We start from the raw sequence: 20,544 nt of genomic DNA, 5'->3' as shown, positions 1-20,544 counted from the left end.
GAAGCCAGATGGAAACCATGAACGGAATCAGACTTACTTTGAGTTCCATCGGGACCTCAATCTCTCAACTCCACAAGTTTGGTGAGCTTGTCCAACTTCTCAAAGACGCACAGCTCGATTGACCGAGAACGGAATCCTATCGTCGAATCCAGCTTCCTCTGATCTGTGCTGATCAAAACACATTCCTCCTCCGTCGACACCAGCGGGGGATTTACGGAGATACACTCATGACACGAAGTCTCGCGTCCTGTATTGCATTCGTAGCATCCGCTTTCGCAGCCTCATTCTCATTTGCAGCAGATCCGGACAACATTGTCTACGATTTTAGTGCAGTATGGTGTGGGCCTTGTCAACAAATGGCTCCACTTGTCGCCCGGTTAGAACGAGAGGGCCTGCCAATTCGCAAAGTTGACTTCGACAAAGAGAAGGAACTTGCGAGCAAGTTCAACATCACTAGTTTGCCAACGTTTGTGCTGGTCGTTGATGGCAAAGAAGCTCATCGCCAATCGGGAGCAATGACAGAGACAGATCTTCGTCGTCTCGTCGCAAAAGTTCCAAAGGCCTCTGGTCCGTCGATCGCACAAGGGAATGGAGTCCCCAACGTCAGTCTGGGGAATCCTGGTCCTATGCCTGAGACATCCCCCAATGCAAATGCAGCAGAGAACAGAACGTCAGAGCAAGCTTCAACCGGATCGCAATTGAAGGAAATGTTTTCACTCGGAAGGAATTCCAGCAAGAGTGATGAAAACACTTATCGCGGAAATGATACGAGCCTGGGAGAAGCGACTCCCAACCAGAACATTGCCAACCATTCTGCCGACCCTATGGACTCCAGTGTCCGTATCCGTGTCATTATCGATGGGAAGATCAACCTTGGTTCGGGAACGATTATTCATTCTCAGGAAGGGATCGCCAAAATTCTGACTTGTGCCCACATCTTCCGCGGCTTCAACGATGAGGCCAAAATTGAAGTCGACTTGCAGATCAATAACCAAAAGCAAACGCACATCGCACGATTAGAGAACTTCAACGAAGAGGCTGACCTCGGACTGATTTCGGTCTCCACAAGCAAGCCGTTACCAGTCGCGTTGATTGCGAAAGCTTCGCGGGCTCCTGCCGCAGGGGAACCCGTTGTCGGGATCGGTTGCAGTGCTGGCGATGACCCGACTCGCGAACAGATTCGAGTCACTCAAATCGACAAATACCTTGGACCACACAACATCGAGTGTACAGGACTTCCAGTTCGTGGACGCTCAGGTGGTGGGTTGTTCAACTCGAACGGTGAAGTCGTCGGGGTTTGTATCGCTGCCGACAAAGAAGGAAACCGTGGACTCTATTCTGGTTTGCTTGCAGTTCATTCTCTTCTGGAGGAAAACCAACTCGCGTTCCTGTATCAGGAGCAGCAGCCAGCGGTTCCCGCACAGACACCACAAGAGATGGTCGTGCCTGAGCCGGCTACACCTGCTTCCGCATTTCCAGTTGCATCTCACGAACCTGCTCCGACATCGAATCCATGGCCGGGCGATCAAGGTGGACTCGTCGCCAGCACACCAGTCGATCCCGTTGCCCCCCGTGTCCCGGTTGATTTGAAAACCGGCGGAGCTGAAGTCGTCGTCATCATTCGTGACCCTGCTCATCCCGAGCAACAAAATCGTGTGGTCATAATTCACGATGCAAGCTCCAAGTTCATGACCTATCTCGATGGAGAACTGGAAGGTCCTCAAGATGGGCACGGACTGATGTCCCAATACACTCCGATCCGCCCAGTCGTCCGACAGTTGCGAACTCAGAACGTCAACAACACACAACTCGCAGGCTATCAGTCAGAGTCACCAGCGAACTCGCAAAATCGTCTTCTTCGCAGCGAAAGCCTTCAACAAACATCTCTCTCAACGCCTCTCGTACCACGCCGTTACGTCCGATCAACGGGCGGCTCGCTTGTGAAATAACCTCATTTTATTGACTTCGCACAAGCATTCACTTATCCTGTGGTGTGCCAATTCTGGCAAAGAACGAATGGATTTTCCTGAAGAACACATCTCAAATTGACAATCTGGATATGGAGGCTGGCATGAGCACTAATCGGCGATTGCAACAATGTACGGAGTTAGAGTACATCCTCTTGGGGGATTTGCGAGATCTCTTGGATGAACCAGCTGACAGTGAGACCGCTCACTGGCTGGAAGCTGTCTTAGACGCTCTGCTCGATACCCTTCCAGAAGAATTCGCATTGAAATCCGATCACGGATATCTTCAGGATGTTCTGGATCGATTTCCAAATTGGGATTCGAAAGTCGCGCAGCTGGAAGAAGGCTACGCAAAGCTCTTTCAGCGTCTTGAACAACTCCGTGATCAACTCACACAAGGTGGCGATTTCCAACGAATTGCCGTCAACGTCTCTGCTGACCTGAATGAATGGATGACAAACTTCATTCAACATCATCAACAGGAACGAGAACTTGTTTCGATTGCTGCCAGCTACGATGTTGGTGGCAACGGCTAAAGTGTTCTTGAGTAACGCGAAAGAGATTGACAACAAACGGCGTTGTATTCACCAACTCAGTCAAAAATGACGCCGTTTAAACAGCTATCGAGATCACTTCATTAAGAAGATTGCTCTGATCAATCCTGTTCAGAGTAACTCCCGTTCTCTCAATCAATTCGTTTCTCACTGAACTGTCTTGAGATGCTGCAATCTTTAGGCAGCATCCGCTACAACTCTAAAATTTCTTTATGCGTGAAAATCCCTACTCGCTTCGCTACTCTATACCGTAGTAAAGAGATGAGCCTCGCTGTCATGCGCGTTTAATATGCCTGTTCGACGCTCTTAAATCTCGCACTTTTTTTATATGCTGAACCTGAGGAATTCGAATGCCAAATAAAACGACACGTCGCGACTTTCTTCAAACCAGTGCCGCAATTGGAGCGGCCGTTTATGTTGGAAGTCCTAAGGCGTATGCACAAGGTGAAGAACGCTCTGCGAACGAGGTAGTTTCTTACGCCTGTATTGGAGTTGGTGGAAAAGGAAGTAGTGACTCCGCAGACGCATCGAAGCACGGAAACATCGTCGCAATTTGCGATGTCGACGATAAGACACTCGCAAAAACTGGAAATCGACCAGGTTTCAAAGAAGCTGAACGCTTCAACGATTTCCGTGAAATGCTCGACAAGATGGGCAGCAAAATCGATGCGGTGACGGTTTCAACTCCCGACCACACTCATGCTCCCGCTGCTGCGATGGCCATGAAAATGGGCAAAGCCTGCTTCTGCCAGAAACCGCTGACCCATTCAGTTTGGGAAGCTCGCCGACTTGTCGAAATCGCTGAAGAAAAAGGCGTGAAGACAATGATGGGCAACCAGGGAACTGCAAGAGACGGCTTACGCCAAGCAGCTGAACTGTTGAAGGCAGGGAAAATTGGACGGATCAAAGAAGCACACATCTTCACCAACCGTCCTGTGTGGCCTCAAGGTGGACCTCGTCCCGAAGCAACCACTCCGCCACCGAACCTCCATTGGAATTTATGGCTTGGAGCTGCACCTGAGCGTCCATACGGTAAAGGTGCTTATCACGACTTTGCTTGGCGTGGATGGTGGGACTTCGGAACGGGAGCATTGGGCGACATGGCTTGCCATACGTTCAACATGCCGTTTGCCGGTTTGAATTTGGCGAATCCAAAATCAATTCAGGCAGCTTGCACCGGGCACAATCAGGACAGCTATCCGAAGTCATCGAAAATCGAATTCGAATTTACTCACCCGAGTGGCGAAGGAACGATGCCAGTCCACTGGTACGATGGCGGAAACATGCCCGATGAGAGCTTACTCAAAGGTGTGAAATTCAAGCACAAGAGTGGCGCCATCATTGTCGGTGAAGACCGGACACTTTACTCCTTTGAAGACTATGGAGATAAGTGGGTTCTGATCGAGAACGACGGGACCGAGATTGCTCAAAAAGACGCTCCTCAAATGGAGTTTGAAAAATCTCCAGGTCACTTCACGGAGTTCCATGAATCGATCATCGGCAAACGAGAAAACGCGATGTCCAACTTCGCGAAGTATGCCGGCCCGTTGACCGAAACCATCCTGCTCGGCAACCTTGCTGTCTGGGCCGCTGCAAGCGGTGAGAGCAAGAAAATCGAATGGGACGCGAAAAACTTGAAAGCGACCAACGCACCAGAAGTGATGAATGTCGTCAAGAAAGAATACCGAGAAAACTACGGTTCTTACCTGGACGCTTAATCAACTTTATTGAGTTCTAGAGCAGTTTGCTCTACCGTGTGCCCGTGAAGAACGCATTTCTCTAGTAAAAATGCTGTTCGCCACGAGGCAGATTTTGCAAACCAATTCGAAAGATGCTCTAAATCGAACAGCCCTGAGAAAACTCAGGGCTGTTTTTATTTCGACTCCACAATTTTAGAGCTGGTCCTGAAACTTGAAATTGCTCTCTCAAACGTTGAGGAAAGCGACGATTCCAGAGGTTTTCGGACTGGTTCTAAATTAAAGCTGCTGCATCTTCACGGGCAACACCGCAGAGCAAACTGCTCTAAAACAAGAGCGGTTCCACCTTTGGGCCGTCAATTTCAATTCCGGGTGGACCATCGAAATGTTCTTCAATGAATCGATCCCAGGTGTCTCGGGTCTGTTTTGAAATCAGCTTGCCTACTTCAGAGTTACACTCCTGACAGAGCATCATGGGAGAACTGAAGCTGATGCCCTGCCCCGAATCAAGTAGCAGCTCGTTTTCTTGAAACAGTCCGACCATTTCATAACGGTGAGTACTCGCTCGATCGGCTCCACAAAACGAGCAAGCCGCCAATCCATCTTCGACAGTGAACTCTTCTTCTTCTTCGAGTTCCGATTCTTCCTGGTCAGACTCTTCTAACGCCTGAATGCGTGCCAAGAGTTTCTCACGAAGTTTCGTTTCAATGTATGCCTGAATATTCCGAGATGTTTCTTCCGAATATTGCTCGCGCATTTTCATCGCGCACGACATGCAAATTGCCATCTCGAACACAGTCTCTTTCCCCACGATGTGTTTCACGACTGTGTAGACTGTTTCCGACTCAAACAGATCACATTCACAATCAATGCACTTCGCAAATGGGAGTTCAGTGTATTCAGAGTAGAAAATCCGGGGGATGTCATCGCGATCAGGCATGCTGTCTTTTCTGTGTATTACTGGCTGAACTGTGTGGAAGGTGCCGCGCTGTGTGCGATATCCAACTTAATGCAGGATCTCATCAGGTCGCTGGACCAGAAGAATTACAATATTCTTCATGCCCGCGAAGGCCACTTTCAGGACATCCTGGATTGCTTGCAATCGCTCAAAATACAAACACCAATTTTGGATCTGCCTCAGAGTGGGAGGACCAAGGTGATAACATTTGAAACCGAACTGACAGATACTATCCCCTGGATTTCAATCTCCGAATCGTTGATCAGCACGAGAGACCGCTGACAGGCAGGACTCTCATGCTTTGAGCGACGATCGTCATAAAGTTGTTAGTCGTTGAGCAGTTACGCCGGGTCGTCGGTTTCATCTCCATCTTCGTGGACATCAATAAACTCGACGGCTTTGTCTTTATCGCTTTCGAGCACAAACAGTCTCACTTTTGTGACTCCGGTAAAGCCTCCCTGGTGCTCGTTTTCCATTTCACATCGAATCCCCTCTCCTTCGAGTGCAGCACGGATTACGTCAGCTTTGGAAATATCGCGGGTGGTGTAAATCGGGACAAGCTTCTCATCAGACATCGTCGTTTCCTTTAGGAGATTCCAATTCAATTATACGAGACCGACTTCAAATTCCGGAGTCGGTTCTCAAAGCTTCCGCTGCTTCAGCTTCGGACTGATCAATGAAATGGTCGCTGTTTGTATCGAGAGTGTCAAACATCTCGCGAGGCCCCAGGAATTCTCTCCAGGAAATCTCTCCATCGAGATTATCATCCATGCGACTGAACCAGACCGGACCGGAGACCTGCTCATTGGTGCGGCCTTGTCGCTGATTCATCATATTATTCTGGGCTCGGGCCGGGTCGATCTCAAAGAGTTGTGGCTGAGTGAAAGTGACTCGGAACTCAGACATCAGTTCATCGGGAAGTAGTGCCTGATCGCCGTTTAAGTCGTGCTCCAGTAAGCGTTCGGGGCCAGCGAGAAATTCTCTTGGATTCAATCGCCGGTCGAGATTGGTATCGAGAATTTCAAACAACGTTTTGGTTTCATTCGAAAGCAGTAAAATCAAACGGCTTTGAGCAGCCAAGCCGTCCATTGTAAAGAAGAACTGAATTTCCTCGCGAGTGACTTGCTGATTTCCGTCGAGGTCGACGGCTTCAAAAGGGACATCTGCCTGCAGTCCATTGAACTCCATCGGGTCCAGATATTTGTTTTTGTCGACATCAGACATGATGAAGCGTGTTAAAAATAACCGTGTCGAATCGAACTGCTGGTAGACTTTACTTGTGGCTCGCCATTCTACGGGCATCCCGCCGATATCGATCGTCGGACGGTTCCTGCCTGTGTATTCCCCTTTGACAACTTCCACACCTGGTGGTGAAAGTGAGACTTTCATAACGAAATCTGGGCGAGAACGCTTGAGGTAAAGCTCCCAATCATCTCTGTCCCAAGCTTGATCATCATTCAGATCAAACCGGCTGAAGTCGCGCTCGGCCAACCCGGACAGGATTTTCGCAGAGACAGCCTCTTCGGTGGAGTAATGTTCGAAGAGCCCGGAGATGGCCTGTTCGATTTCTGCATCGTCTCGAATAAAGAAGAGCGGAACCGGCTCTTCCTTCGCTTGTTCCTGCTGCTGAGCCTGGACCACTGAAATCGGAAACGGCTGAAGTTCCGCCACACTCAGAGTCTCGTCATCGTCAAAGTCAAACGCCTGCAAGACTTTCAACCCCTGCTCAACTTCGTCCGCTGAAACTTTCCCGTCCTTATTAATGTCGAGATCCTCATACAAGCGAACAGTCGCCGCCAGCTTGGGAGGTGCTCTCTCGATTGATAATGACGGACCGAGTGCATTTTGAATATGTGCAGTCAATTCCGCCAAAGTCACTTGCTGATCATTTGGCGAGACATCAATGCTCGTCCACGTTTCACCGAGTCGCTCGACGCCCACTCGCAATCTCCCCTCGGTCGGAATTTGCTTTGCTTCTTCCGGGCTGAGCGTTCCGCTGGAGTCTTTATCGAGTTGTTTGAAGACTTCTTTTGCGTATTGGCTGCGCATCTCATCGATGCTGAACCGACCTGCAATAAACTCCATCTCAAGTACCACAGGACGATTCGGGCCTAAAAACAGCAGACGAGACGGACCTGACTGCTGACCGAAAAGTTCAGCGGGAAGAATCGTCAGGCCAACACAAACGAACAGAAGAATCAGCCTTTGGAGATGGAATTGCGGCATAAAACGCTTCCTTTCTCAGAAGCAGACAGACTCACAACTGGAGACTCACTACGTTCGCGGCTGAAATTTTGTTTGCTAAAACAGCAAATCGAGCTAAAAACCCATCAAACATCACAATTTTGACTCACTTGGGCGTCCATCACTGAGTTTTCCGATTAATACTCAACTTGGAGCAGATTCCATCGTTGTCCTCACATTCTGTCTCGTGGTGAACAGTCTATGAACTTGTCAAAGTGATCTCTTCGAGGAGGAGAACCATTGAAATTGCCTGCATTGATTCTACGGCGTACCGAGCAGGCTGTCACGCAGGAAATAACTCACAAACCGGGGGATGACCGGAACTCCGAGAAGAATTACGGACTCGAAAGCCGGGCTGTGTGCGAAGCGAATCTTCTCGGGAATCAATTCTCTGAAGACCGCAGCTTGACCAGTTTTCATAAACGTTCTTATACTGGGGCTTTGAGACAGATCAGACAAAGTTGACAGGAACTTTTCCATTGCAGTGAGAGTTCCCTTCCACGGAAGATGTTTACACACAAAAGTGTCCATTTGTTGGTTTGAGGGGTCAAATCAAGGCAATCGGCGTCAGCTGAGTCTGAATACAAATTTGACCCTTTATTGCAGCCTGACAAGGCACTACGCCAGGATGACGGACCGCCATGAGCGAACAAACACAACAACCCCCTGTCCCAGCTACTCCGGACGAGAAGCCTCAAGGACCGGAACACCACTATCATCATGCAGCCGAGAAAACGGAACTGGAGAAGTGGCTGACTGCAGGCTTAAAAAAGATTGAGCCGTATTCCAATCAGATATTGATGGGATTTATCGGCGTGACCGTCGTACTGATCGCTGTCATCCTCTGGTCAAGAAGTTCCGTCTCTTCACAAAAAGCGGAATGGGAAGAATTCGTTGAGAACCGCGTTCCCGACGACTACATGAATCTGGCAAAGAAAACGCCGGGGACAACAGTTGGAGCCTGGTCCTTGCTGCAAGCAGGCAGAGGATTTCTTCAAGAAGGGTTACGCACCGCCCTCACCAATCGTGAAGTGAGCGACGCAAGGCTGACAGAATCTGTCGAAGCCTTCGAAAAACTCTTGAAGCAAACGAATGCTCCAGCAGCCGCTCGGGAAGAAGCTCTTTTCGGTTTGGCAACAGCACGTGAAGTTCTCAATGGCGATGACACATCTCAAGCGATTGCTACCTATCAAAAACTGATTGAGGAGTTTCCCGAATCAGGTCATAAAGCTTGGGCAACACAACGCGTGGAAGCCTTGCAGAAAAAATCGACCCAGGAATTTTATGCCTGGTTCCGACAACAAGATCCAAAACCAAGTGACAGACCGCTCCCGAGCGATCTCCTTCCCGGTGGCATTCCCGCACCCGACCCAACAAACCTGGAACTTCTCCAGGACAATCTCTTGAACTTGCCATCGGCAGGAGTCGGTGAGGCCAATCAGAACACTGTTCCTTCAGAAGAGGAAATGAAAAAAGAGGGCGAAGAGCCGGTGAAGGCTGATGACGAAGCCCCCAAATCATTCCCAAACCCTGAAAAAGATGATGCCGCAAAAGACGCAGCCAAAAAGGGATCTGAAGAAACAGCTGACAAACCGGCTGAGCCCGTAAAAGAAGAAGGCAAACCAAAAGAAGACGCCAAGCCAGCTGAACCAAAAGCTGCTGAGCCAAAAGCTGCTGAACCAAAGGCGGAAGAACCAAAGGCGGAAACTGAAGCAGAAGCTAAACCTGCGAAAGAGCCTGAAGCCTCAGCTGAAGAGGAGACCAAGGAATAGAGCCGCCTCGCGCAATCTGAAGACATCTTTTCAATGTCGTCACAGACATAATACCTGCTCTTCCGTTTAGCTCCGCGCTTCATGTGTGGAGCTAAACTTTTTTCCGACACCAAATTTCATGAGTGATGACCTTTACACCTCGAAACAGGACCTCACAGTCGAGTCTCGCGCACACGGTTGGCGAATCGACCACTACTTGACCCGTATCTTCCCGAACCACAGCCGTGGTCAATTTCAACGAGCGATCGAACAGAATGTCGTTCTGGTCAACGGTCTCCCGGTCAAGGCTTCCCGCCGCTTGCGTGTGAATGACCGCATCTCTGTGCAGTTACTGGAAGAAGCTGAAAGCGGGATTGCCGCCGAAGACATCCCTATCGAAGTGATCTTCGAAGATGAGTACATTGCCGTCATCAACAAGCACGCAAATCTTGTCACGCATCCCGGAAAATCAAACTTTACGGGAACTCTCGCAGCTGCAGTGCAATATCATTTCGATCAACTGAGCGATATCGCTGGCCAGCTTCGACCAGGCATTGTTCATCGCTTGGACCGAGACACGACTGGTGCGATCGTGATCGCAAAGAACAATCAGGTCCATCACCAATTGACAAAACAATTTGAACAGCGAACCGTGAAGAAGGAGTATCACGCTATTGCCCGTGGGAACTTGGAACGGGATGCGGACTACGTTCGCACTCACGTCAAAGTTCATCCGAAAGTACGGGAGAAAATGATCGTCTGTGAGCCGACTGAAAAATCGAGAGAGGCGATCACCAAGTACAATGTCCTCACACGATACCGGGGCTTTATCTACGTTCAGTTGCTACCCGAAACAGGCCGGACTCATCAGCTCCGGGTCCACTTGCAGCATCTCAAAGCACCAATCATTGCAGACAGATTATATGCCGGGCACGATCGTGTTTTTGAATCGGAACTTGCAGAGACAGACTCCACCGAAGACGAAACTCCATTGATCTCTCGACAGGCATTACACGCACACAAACTGACAATTCGACATCCAGTCACGGATGCCATCATGGAGTTTGTCGCTCCACTTCCGGAAGACATGCAGCGAACCTTGGTTGCCTTAGAGAAATACCGTTTATTGAGCTAGACTCCTTCCAGAAGCCTTCTTCTTCAAGAACATTGACTGAAAGAGATAAGATGAAACTCGCAAAAGTAAAAACCGCAGACGGCACTGTTCGAGTTGCAGTTGTTGAAGAAGCTCAAGTCCAGTTACTCGATCTTTCGGAATCAGAAAACATCTCCACGCTGGCGGATGTGCTGAACTCAGAGAAGCCGCAAAAACTTGTGGAGAGCCTTCTTGCGAGTGCAGAAGCCTGTGCATTGGATTCCGTGCAATTCTTAGCACCGGTCGATCATCAGGAAACATGGGCAGCAGGTGTGACTTACAAACGGAGTCAGGTCGCGCGAATGGAAGAATCCGAGACAGGAGCTTCTCACTATGATCTCGTCTACACCGCTGATCGTCCTGAACTCTTCTTCAAGGCCACGCCGAATCGCATTGTCAACCCGGGCGAGGCTGTCCGTGTTCGCTATGACAGCCAGTGGAGTGTTCCGGAGCCGGAATTCACGCTTGTCCTGAATCCGAAAATGGAGATTGTTGGTTACACAATTGGCAACGACATGTCCGCCAGAGACATTGAAGGTGAAAACCCGTTGTATCTCCCGCAGGCAAAAGTGTATCGGCAATGCTGCTCGATCGGACCAGTCGTTCAACTCGCTACGGAAACGTTAGATCTTGCAGCTACCAAGATTGACCTGCTCATCGAACGTCAGGGAGAGACCATCACTTCCGATTCCACAAATCTCGGCGAACTGTATCGCAAGTTGCCCGATCTGGCCGGCTGGCTGGGGCGAGAAGACGAATTCCCAAACGGTGCGTTTCTGCTTACCGGAACAGGAATTGTTCCCGATGATGATTTTTCTCTTGAAGATGGCGACGTGGTCACCATTTCAATTACCGGAATCGGCTCGCTGAAAAATCCCGTTGTCAAAGGAACTGGTCCGGTTACTCATTGAGTGCTCGCAGACGAGCAAGATGAATCTTGCGAAGGTCACCCACCCAAGCCACTTGAACCATCGACTGTGATGCTACGTTTCTTCGGGATGAATTCAATCAGCCGGTGCGAAGATGGGCTGAAGGAAGCTCCGGGACGTTCCTGGAAGTACAACGTCGCATCTTTTCCAATTCCGCGAAGAATGAACCGTCCGAGTCGTTCGTCAAAGGAAAGTTCATCTGCAACAGCCCGGAAAACCTGTCCTTCCAGCTCATTGACATTTTGTGCGAACAGTTCCCAGTATGCTCGGTCGTTGAACTCTTTCTGGAAAATCTTCAGAGTGCGGCAATCAAGTCGCACCGCATCCTTCACCATCGAGACATGATCTTCTTTGAACTTCACTTGTGCCTGTTCCACGGGTGCTGAGAGAATGCCGATTCGCTGCCGCTCAAAGTTTGCGACCTTCTGCTCGAAGTTTCCAGTCAGTTTCCCAGAGAATTTTAGACGAGAATACCGCCACTTTTGCTCTTCGTCAGAGCGAATAGGCCGGTTCGCCTCAGCTGCATCGCTCGGTGCAAGTTTCAAACCGTCGCCCAGCGACCAAGAGTGAATTTCTCCGTCACCGAGTCCGACAAAATCACCGGTCAGCTGATTGATCGTAAACTCTGCAAGCTCTCCCTGATAGACGCCGACAAGTTTCGTTCCTTCAAACTTCCTTGATTCCAGTTGAACCCCAAGTCGGGCCTCGATCGATTTCACATCGACTTTCTTTGCGGGGTCAGGCTTTTCCAGCAGAGAAATTCGCTGGGTGAGTCGAACAGTTAAGTCATTGCAATTCATTCGTGAAATTGATTCCTGATGACCACTCAGCGAGCAACTGACAGCTTCAAAGAAGCGAGCATCAAGTCCGTTGAACACCATCTTCTCCTGCCATTCCACTTTGAGGGTGGCAGGTTGATCGAGCTCTTTCCCGTCCAGATCGCGAGTGACTGGAATCAGAAACGCTCCGGGACCAATGACCGAGACTTCGTTTCGTTTTTGATTGAAGCTAAGATTTGCTCCGCCGATACGAGTCGGTCCGAACTCCACGGTCGCTGGATTTTCAATTTCTCCGAATTGATCGAGTGTTCCAAGGACAGTCACCTGTTGATCCTCGGCCCCGTCTCGCGTCGCGACGACACGTGTCCCTGTCAAAACCACTGGTGACTCTCCACCAAACTGCTGCAATGAAGGGCTGGCTTCCGGTTGATGTCGGACATTGACGTTTCCGACGCCATCGAGTTTCTTGAGTTCAATTTTTCCATTGCTCTGATCGTGGATCAAGTTGATCTGAATTTGATCAGTCGACACATAAATGGGATCACGCTCTTTAGAATTTCGTGAATCGTCGGTGTAGCTCGCACCCAAAACTTTATTGTCCGCTTCTTCTTGAATCACTCCCGGGACAAGCAACACATTGATGAGATCCGAGTTTTCAACAATGACATCTTTCGAAACCATTTTGACGTTTCCAGCTGCCAGTGCTCTGGTCAGCGGAAGTTCCTGATTGAGAATCGTTTCCGGTTCTTTAATTTGTTCGGCCTTATCCAGATCGACCCACAATCGGAGTTGGTTCGCAGCCATACCCATTTCAAACGTTCGCTTCCCCGAAGCACTTTCCATTTCAGGAATGACGACTTGAGCCCCTTCGAGTAGCTCAAGAATGTGAAGTGGTCCTGTCTCATCAGGAAAGACGTTGACAGCTCCAACCCAGGATGCTTCTGCATGCGACTTCCCGAATCTCTCGTGCGCAACTTCAATGCTTCCCGGGCCACGGCATTCGATTTTTTGAATCCTGTTTTCAACGGTATGTTCGACCAAAACATTCGGGCAGGCGAATGTTGCATCTCCTCGCTTCACCACGACCTGTTTGGGATCAAGAAATCTGGCGGTTCGAGTGACGACGTCGTAGGCGAGATCCTGCATCGTCGCGACAAGTTTCTGTTGTTCAGAACGGATTCGAATCTGAGAGTTGCGTCCTACTAATCCGTTTTGCGTCGATCCAAAAGCTCGAACTTCACGAAGAACGAGATCGTCGAAGAACTCACTTGATTTGCCGTTTTCTTTTGCAGTCGGAGCCGGCTCAAATTGAAGTCGAAGCCTTTCCGCTTCCAGAGTTTCGGCCATCACCCGTCTCTCGCCAGGCTCGAGATGAGTGATCTTGACTCGGCTATTAAATGTCGCCTGCTTTTTTAAGACGTGATATTCGAAAGGGCCATCACAAGTCAGCAATGCCTGGTGACGCACACCATCTTCAAAGAATGTGGTATCAAGCCGAACGTCTTTCCGAAGAGTGATAACAGAAACTCCACCAACGCGAGGCATATCTTTCCCCAGCACTGCATCCTCGGAAGGAGTCAAACTCAAGTTGATTTGATCGGCTGTCCCGGCGACTTCAGTCTGATCGTTCGCTGTCGGGCCGTAGTGAAAGCTTACAGGATAGTCGCTGTAGAGCTGTCCAGATTGTTCGGAAAACACAAATTGCTTTCCATCGATGACAAGTCCGTCAGCTCCGTCGATATGGACAACTCCTTCGAGTGTCGCCCACACGATCCGCCCCGGCTTCGCATCTTTCAGGTGTAAAGCTGCGTCGAAGAATTGATTCTCGAACTGAACAATGCCTGTCTCTGCGATCAGCCGATAAGGTTTTGCATCAGGACGGCGCGGGTCGGTCCAGAGCATGGCAATCGGGGACATGCGGACTTTGTTTCCACTCGTCTTGTCCCGTTCGACGTCGCGTGTATAGAAAAGTGTATTCTTCGACTGGAATGTTTTAATTTCGCCCGCTTGAAGCCATTTCACTTCGGAGAAATGCTCAGAGACGGCGTCAGAAAGAACCGGAGGCTGATAGCCAGAAATTTGCGCGACCACCTGATCCGCAGGAATCTTTTGAGCCACGGTGAAAGGAACGACAAATGATACATACAGAAAATACACTGACGAGATGAATAACATCGTCCCAGTCGTCAGCAGTAAACGAATCAAGAGTTCGGCTCCGCTAAATCATCGGTCGTGGAACCTTCCGCAGGCAGCCAGCCAATCACGTCCGTAATGTCAATCAATCCGACAGGCTTTCGGTCCGCACTGACAACGGGAATTTCACTAATTTTTCGCGTCGAGAGAATCTCGATGACGTCTGAGAAAATGGAATCGGTACTGAGTGTGAGCGGTTCTTTCGTCATGACTTTTGAAACTGGCTCATCAAGAACGGAGTCTTGTCGAGTTTCAAGGAGTCGCGCCAGGTCACTATCGGTGAACAGCCCCGAAAGAGCCCCCTGTGCATTCACCAGCAGGACGGCGCCTGTTCGACGTCCCGGTTTGGCTGATTGTGTAATCACGTCGCGCACGGTCTCGAAGTCGGCAGCAATGCGAAGTTGATCTTTGGGACGCATCAGTTCAGTCACCGGCTTCAGTTTCTGTCCGAGACTTCCACCTGGGTGAAACTGGGCGAAATGATGCGGCATAAATCCTTTCGCTTCACTAACGACAAGTGCTAACGCATCACCGAGCGCCAACATCGCGGTTGTACTGGTCGAGGGAGCGAGTCCCCAGCGGCACGCTTCACGAACACGCCCAATTTCCAGGACGATATCGGATCGAAATGCTAAGCTGTTGTGGTGGGTCGCTGTGATACAGATGACAGGGATCGCGAACCGTTTGGCGGTGGGAATGACGTTTAGAATTTCTTCCGTTTCACCACTGTTCGAAAGAACAATCAAAACGTCGTCCTCATGCAGACAGCCTAAGTCTCCATGGACCGCTTCTGCGGGGTGCAGGAAGTGAGCGCGTGTTCCCGTTGACGAAAGTGTTGCGGTAATCTTCTTCCCAATCAGCCCAGCTTTCCCCATCCCGCAAACAATGACACTTCCGGTACATTCTTTGACGAGATTCACAGCGGAAAGGAATGATGCGTCCATATTCCTTGCCAGATTCAGCAGGGCTTCCGCCTCTTGTCGAACAATTTCTCTTCCGGATCGGAGTTGTTCAACTTGCGAATATGGGATCAAATGTTCAGCGGAAGAACTCACAATACGCATCCTGCACTAGAATAAATCCGAGATTGGGCAATCATTGCCACAATTTTTCATCATAAGTCCGATACCGAAACTGGGTCAACGTGTCTTCAGACCGTAACCAGTCGGCAACCCACTAGAAAAAGCGAACTCTTTCACCTGAATTTTAGAGATTTCCGGCTCTCAAACGGCACCAGAAACAGCAAGCTCAAAACAATTGCGTACCGACAATGAGGCAGATTTTGCAGCCGCTGCGTTAGACTCAGAACACGCAAGAGCTCTAGCGACCGAATTCAATTTCGAGAGCTGGATTCTCTTCCGAAGTGACTTTAATACTGAGAGCCTGATGCTGAACTTGCCCGATCACGCGAGATGGGTGTTCAAAATAGTGATCGAGAATTTTCTGAACGTTTGGTGAAGCAACCTGAGATTCGTCAAGAGATTGATAGCGCGAAGCAAAAAGGATGAGATAGTCCCCTGGGGCCAAATTCGAAAACGTAAATTCTCCCTCATCATCCGCCAGCTGAAACCCTCCGCCTAAGGCTGTCACGGCGGCAGCGAGAACATCTTGGTCAATCTGCTTGGCTCCCACTCGAAAACCGTTTCCTGGAAGTTTGGTATTGGATCGATTTTGCGCAGGAAGAATCAGGACACGCCCTCCTTTGTCAGGACGAATTTCTCCGGTGGCAGATTTGTAACTGAGTGTTCCGGCCACCTCTGAGCCTGCCGCTTGCACGACATCTCCCTGAGGCAAAGCTGGTTCAGCCTTTGGAGCGACGACTTCGATTTTCGCTTTTCCGTTACGATTCACCACAGATTCAGACAAGCCTGATGAATCTGGCGAGGTGAAGCGGCCGATCAGAAATCCGAGTATCAAGCCTATGACAATCCCGAGAATGGCGAACCTGATCGAATTCCCCGAGCGGATGAAGACTTCCTCAGGTTCTAGAATGGGGATCGCCATGTCGAGTTGGGCGAGTTCTTCCTGAAGTTGCTCAGGCGTTGCAGTCTCCGCCTCCGAGGAGACCTTGACCGGCGCCGATCGAGGAATCGGTTCAGCAACGATGACCGGGATATTCTCGGCATGCTCAGATTCCACCGCATCGAGGATTTCTTCGGGATGTGGCTCCTGAGAAACGGGGACATCGACAGGCTCGCCATCTGGCCCGAGCGAAGCCAGCGCGCCAAGAGCACGCTGAAGGTCACGGTCTTCGAAATTCAAACGAGGCGGAGGGAGCGGAGAGACTTCCCCATCGAGATTCGGAACTCGCAGAGTCCTCCCGCAGGTCGGGCAATCTGTAACACTTCCGGCCTTAGAGCGAGAAATTCCTAAAAATTGCTGGCAATTTGGACATCGAAATTTAATGGGCATGGAGAGTCACCTGATTTTGCGGGACTTCGTTCCAAATATCTTTCCCGAAAAAAAACGCTAGTCAACATTCCATCAATGATCAAGCGCGTCTGGGACGATCATAACGATACAGCCGATTGTTCTCCTTAGACAGTCTGCAGAATCTGCCGATTCATTGACTTTGTTGGTGTAATGTACCATGCGTGATCAAAACATAATTCAAGAATCCACTGGGATTGGGTATCGAATTCTCACCGCGCCCTGGATCTGGGCCGTTGGTGCCACCTGGCTCTTCTATCAACAGATTCCCCACCTGCCCGTGGCGAAAGAGCTCGCGCTGCGATACTTCTGCGGTCATCCGCTAGAACGTGTCCTCGCTGGGTTGTTCTTCGTTGGACTCTCAATCATCGCAGTCAAAGCTGTTTTGATGATCTTTGAGTTACGAGCATTATACAGCGTTCCGAACTTTGGCATCAAAGAGGTCAGCGACGATCTCGACCTAAACGTTGGTCGCTTTCAAAACCGATTAACTTCGGCCTCGGCACAACTCCAGAATACATACTGGGGACGTCGACTCGACCATATCCTCGCGTTCTTCAAGGGCAAGCGATCCGGTCAAGGAATGGGAGATCATCTCACTTATCTCTCTGAAGCGGCCGCCGACCGGTTGCATGCCAGCCATCAACTCCTGCAAACTGTCATCTGGTCGATTCCGATTCTCGGGTTCCTCGGAACCGTTATGGGAATCACGCTGGCGATTGCGAATGTCACTCCTGATCAATTGGAAACGTCGCTGGATGAAGTGACAAATGGATTGGCCGTCGCGTTTGATACGACCGCTTTAGCACTTTCTTTGTCGCTCGTCTTAGGCTTCGCCTCGCTATTCATTAAACGAGCGGAAGAAGATCTACTCAGCCAAATCGATGAACGAAGCCGCCTCGAAGTCAATCGATGTTTCCCGCTGACCCCAGACAACAGTCACCCGTTGCTGGAAGCCGAGACTAAGGCGTCTGAATCGCTACTTGAACAAACAGCAGCGATGATCGGCAAGCAAACCTCTGCTTGGTCATCCGCTCTGGAAGAATTGCGGACTCAGTGGTCAGACACTCTTCTCGTCCAGCAAGAGAAATTGACACAGGCGCTCACTGACGGGACTGGGCAAACTCTTTCGACACATGCTCAACAGCTTTCGGAATACCGTCAGCAGTTTCTGGACTCACAAGAATCAATGAGCTTGCAGTTCTTCAAAGAAATTCAGGCACTTGCTGCCAGTCGTGAAGCTGCGGAACGGGAAATGTTCGCAAGCATCCAAGAGCTCTCCAAGACATTGAGCTCAAACGTCGAAGCCACTTCGCAAGAACAACATGAGAAACTGGACGTGTTGCTGACAGGCTTCGCGAACAGAATTGAAAACTGGCAAGAGAACTTCTCACAACTGACATCTGCACTTGCCAGCCAAAGTGAGAACATGGTGAAACAAGGGGGCCAGCTTGAGAGAATCATTGGTCAGGAAGAATCCTTGCTACGCTTGCAAGGCCAGCTCGACCATAACCTCGACACGCTCCATACCGCCGAGACGTTTGAGCAAACACTCCACAACCTCACAGCCGCTGTGAACCTGCTCACAGCACGATCGCGTACCCGTGATGCAGCTTAACCGAAAGACCGCTGAGTTGTGAGACTTTCCAGTTCACGACACCTTCCAGTTCTGTTTTCAGTTCTCTATTTATTGTCTCAAATTACTGAGTTTCCGTGCGTCGACGTTCCAGCACACCTTCTGTCACTCTTTTCCCATTTCTGGCCGTATTGGTCTGCACAATGGGTGCGCTGATCTTTTTGCTGCTGGTCATCACTCAAAAAATTCAAAAACAATCTCAACTCCCAATCGTTTCTATCGAAATTCTGAATCAGGAACCGGACGAAGAAGTCGCTTCTCCTGAATTCCCGGTAGTGAAGTCAGTCGAAGAACTTGAGAATCTTCTTGGAATTGTGACGCCAATTCTCACTGATGAGCCGGACGAACTCGATGAGAACGAGCCAATCCTGCCTCTGCTGGCGGGGAATAGTCTCAAAGAAAATGAACTTCTTAAAGCAGATTGGGAAGCCAAACAAGCTCGCCTGCGTGCGGAGTACAATGCTCAATTGCAAGTCGCGATGCGCAAACAAAACCAAATCGACCAAGAGTGGAAAGCGAAGGTTGCAGCCCTCTCTTCAAATATGCAGCAGTTGGAAGAACAACGGAAAGCGATGGAGCGAGACCGCTCCCGCTTGCACGACGAGTTGAAACAGATCCAGTCTGAGCAAGAAAGTCTTCTCCAATCGCTCAAACAGAAACAACTTGAAATGGGTCAACTCAACAGCCTGACGGCCGAAGAGAAAGAGCAAAGTCAACGTTTGCAGAATCGTGCCGCAGAACTGACTCGCCAGCTTGCCCGGCTCGAAGAGGAGATTGCCAACCTTCCTCCCGAAACCGAAATCGTCGCTTATGATTCACTAACGGGAACGGCTCGAAAGCCAATCCTGATTGAGTGTCGCAAAAAAGAAATCGTATTTGTCGCTGAGGGAGTTGTCCTGACAGCAGCGGATCTCAGTGGATTTCCGCCCGAATACAATCCGGTTCTGGCTGGCGCGGAAGCACTTGTTGAGTATTGGTCGCGGGAACGAAACAACAACGAAAAACCATATATTTTGCTTGTGGTCCGACCAGAAGGGACAACAGGATTCTATATCGCACGTGGCCTGCTCTCAAAACTGGATCACCGTTTCGGCTATGAGCTCGTCGATACGAACACCGACATCAGATGGTCAGAGTCAGAACCGGGAGCGATTCGCGCCTGCGAAGAAGCGGTCGCTGCGGTCTTAGAAAATCGAAACCGCGTCGCTGCAAAAACCGGACGGCTCGCAGCAGTACGGGGACCACTCAACTATTCTAACCGAGCAGGCGAGTTTCATATCCCGGAGCTTGACGCCTCGAACCGTTCCAAAAAAGGGAGCTTCTTAGGCGATGAGAAATGGCTACCTCCCAGCCGAGATGACTCAGCAGAGATTCCTCGAATCTCACCAACGCACCCGCAATCAGGGGCACAGTCAGGAACTCAATCACGGTCACAATCACTGTCTCAATCACAACAGCAGGCACGTTCGCTAGGACAGTCGCCAACTGAGTCGCAAATTCAATCACAGCCTCCATCACTATCGCAGTTGCAATCACAACTGGACGCTCAACAGCATACTTCCCGCCAACCTGAAATGGCTGGAGCACCAGAGAACTCCAATCGGGAATTTTCTTCTCGGGAACCTTCATCTCGACAGCCTTCCAACAGGGCCCCCCGGACCGAATCTCGACGCTCCAATTCTGGTGCTGACGCGCAGCGAGTTTTTGATATCAACCCAAGGCCAAGATCAGCGCAAGCACAACAACCACCGGGACAATTCTCCGCTCAAAACGCAAAGCCAATGCAGCAATCAGAGATGCCTGCAATGCTTCCCATCAATCCCTTCGAAGGACAAACCTCAGACCAAAAATCTGGTGGAAGCAGCACGAACGGAAGACCTGCTCCGCAGAGGCAGGGAACGATTGGAATTGAACGCGAACTGGAAATTCATTTGTGGTCGGATCAATTCCAGATCGATGATCAAATCCCTCTCAAAGTTCCAGAAGGAACAGCCCCGGCTGAGCTGAAAGCAGCACTCTCTTCAGCTGTTTCGAAATCAACTGGAGACTGGGGAACTGCTCCTCAGACGTACTTCTGGAAGCCGGTCGTCAAAATTGTGATTCACCCCGGAGGTCTGCTCCACTACACAAAAGCGAAAGAACTGACTCAGGATTGGGACGTTCCTTCGAGTATTGAATACGAGTTGCAGTAGAAGTCCGTTAAGCACTCATTCACGATTTCTCAGAGTCCCTTTTGCCAACCTGAAATCGAAT

The 20,544-nt window shown here is 50.1% G+C and carries 15 protein-coding genes; 8 read left to right on the top strand and 7 right to left on the bottom strand.

What is annotated here, in order from left to right; all coding sequences use genetic code 11:
* Positions 1 to 227 precede the first annotated feature (227 nt).
* The 3 genes from ACN0YR_RS20290 (at position 228) to ACN0YR_RS20280 (ending at position 4,239) form a co-directional block, all read left to right on the top strand.
* Positions 228 to 1,949 carry a trypsin-like peptidase domain-containing protein gene (locus tag ACN0YR_RS20290; protein ID WP_417851044.1) on the top strand — a complete coding sequence of 574 codons (1,722 nt, stop codon included), beginning with the start codon at positions 228 to 230 and terminating at the stop codon, positions 1,947 to 1,949.
* A 122-nt stretch (positions 1,950 to 2,071) separates the two neighbouring features.
* A complete protein-coding gene (locus ACN0YR_RS20285) occupies positions 2,072 to 2,503 on the top strand; it encodes a hypothetical protein (RefSeq protein WP_417851043.1) in 432 nt (143 codons plus the stop codon).
* Between the two features lie 368 nt (positions 2,504 to 2,871).
* Entirely contained in the window at positions 2,872 to 4,239 is a 1,368-nt protein-coding gene (locus ACN0YR_RS20280; protein ID WP_417851042.1) for a Gfo/Idh/MocA family protein, read from the top strand.
* A 304-nt stretch (positions 4,240 to 4,543) separates the two neighbouring features.
* Here ACN0YR_RS20280 and ACN0YR_RS20275 read toward each other — a convergent pair whose 3' ends face one another.
* From ACN0YR_RS20275 to ACN0YR_RS20260, 4 genes are all read right to left on the bottom strand, one after another.
* Positions 4,544 to 5,158 carry a hypothetical protein gene (locus ACN0YR_RS20275; RefSeq protein WP_417851041.1) on the bottom strand — a complete coding sequence of 205 codons (615 nt, stop codon included), beginning with the start codon at positions 5,156 to 5,158 and terminating at the stop codon, positions 4,544 to 4,546.
* 359 nt (positions 5,159 to 5,517) lie between these two features.
* The gene (locus ACN0YR_RS20270) at positions 5,518 to 5,751 is read right to left on the bottom strand and encodes a DUF2007 domain-containing protein (protein ID WP_417851040.1); all 234 of its coding nucleotides are present in this window, start codon (positions 5,749 to 5,751) and stop codon (positions 5,518 to 5,520) included.
* A gap of 46 nt (positions 5,752 to 5,797) precedes the next feature.
* Complete coding sequence (locus tag ACN0YR_RS20265; protein WP_417851039.1) at positions 5,798 to 7,402, bottom strand: hypothetical protein; 1,605 nt, start codon at positions 7,400 to 7,402, stop codon at positions 5,798 to 5,800.
* 279 nt (positions 7,403 to 7,681) lie between these two features.
* Positions 7,682 to 7,840: a hypothetical protein gene (locus ACN0YR_RS20260; protein ID WP_417851038.1), complete on the bottom strand. Its 159-nt coding sequence runs from the start codon at positions 7,838 to 7,840 to the stop codon at positions 7,682 to 7,684.
* Between the two features lie 221 nt (positions 7,841 to 8,061).
* Between ACN0YR_RS20260 and ACN0YR_RS20255 the strand changes: the two genes are divergently transcribed.
* The 3 genes from ACN0YR_RS20255 to ACN0YR_RS20245 all read left to right on the top strand — a co-directional run bounded on the left by ACN0YR_RS20255 (position 8,062) and on the right by ACN0YR_RS20245 (position 11,235).
* Entirely contained in the window at positions 8,062 to 9,192 is a 1,131-nt protein-coding gene (locus tag ACN0YR_RS20255) for a tetratricopeptide repeat protein (protein WP_417851037.1), read from the top strand.
* Positions 9,193 to 9,310: 118 nt separating this feature from the next.
* The gene (locus ACN0YR_RS20250) at positions 9,311 to 10,306 is read left to right on the top strand and encodes an RluA family pseudouridine synthase (protein ID WP_417851036.1); all 996 of its coding nucleotides are present in this window, start codon (positions 9,311 to 9,313) and stop codon (positions 10,304 to 10,306) included.
* Positions 10,307 to 10,356: 50 nt separating this feature from the next.
* Positions 10,357 to 11,235, top strand: a complete 879-nt coding sequence (locus ACN0YR_RS20245; RefSeq protein ID WP_417851035.1) for a fumarylacetoacetate hydrolase family protein — start codon at positions 10,357 to 10,359, stop codon at positions 11,233 to 11,235.
* A 35-nt stretch (positions 11,236 to 11,270) separates the two neighbouring features.
* Here the strand turns inward: ACN0YR_RS20245 and ACN0YR_RS20240 are convergent, their stop codons facing one another.
* The 3 genes from ACN0YR_RS20240 to ACN0YR_RS20230 all read right to left on the bottom strand — a co-directional run bounded on the left by ACN0YR_RS20240 (position 11,271) and on the right by ACN0YR_RS20230 (position 16,637).
* Positions 11,271 to 14,237, bottom strand: coding sequence for a hypothetical protein (locus tag ACN0YR_RS20240; protein WP_417851034.1), 2,967 nt, complete (start codon positions 14,235 to 14,237; stop codon positions 11,271 to 11,273).
* Positions 14,234 to 15,289 (bottom strand): KpsF/GutQ family sugar-phosphate isomerase, encoded by a 1,056-nt coding sequence (locus ACN0YR_RS20235; protein WP_417851033.1) that lies wholly within the window; start codon positions 15,287 to 15,289, stop codon positions 14,234 to 14,236. Before ACN0YR_RS20235 ends, ACN0YR_RS20240 begins: the two co-directional genes overlap by 4 nt.
* Before the next feature lie 256 nt (positions 15,290 to 15,545).
* Positions 15,546 to 16,637, bottom strand: a complete 1,092-nt coding sequence (locus ACN0YR_RS20230) for a hypothetical protein (protein ID WP_417851032.1) — start codon at positions 16,635 to 16,637, stop codon at positions 15,546 to 15,548.
* 178 nt (positions 16,638 to 16,815) lie between these two features.
* Here ACN0YR_RS20230 and ACN0YR_RS20225 point away from each other — a divergent pair, with 178 nt between their 5' ends.
* Together ACN0YR_RS20225 and ACN0YR_RS20220 are read left to right on the top strand one after the other, a co-directional pair.
* The gene (locus tag ACN0YR_RS20225; protein WP_417851031.1) at positions 16,816 to 18,273 is read left to right on the top strand and encodes a MotA/TolQ/ExbB proton channel family protein; all 1,458 of its coding nucleotides are present in this window, start codon (positions 16,816 to 16,818) and stop codon (positions 18,271 to 18,273) included.
* A 95-nt stretch (positions 18,274 to 18,368) separates the two neighbouring features.
* Positions 18,369 to 20,483, top strand: a complete 2,115-nt coding sequence (locus tag ACN0YR_RS20220) for a hypothetical protein (protein ID WP_417851030.1) — start codon at positions 18,369 to 18,371, stop codon at positions 20,481 to 20,483.
* The last annotated feature ends 61 nt before the right edge of the window (positions 20,484 to 20,544 follow it).

The organism is Thalassoglobus sp. (assembly GCF_048270125.1).
GTDB lineage: Bacteria > Planctomycetota > Planctomycetia > Planctomycetales > Planctomycetaceae > Thalassoglobus.
The sequence above is the reverse complement of the archived record's forward strand: the minus strand, read 5'-3'. Positions and strand labels throughout refer to the sequence as shown.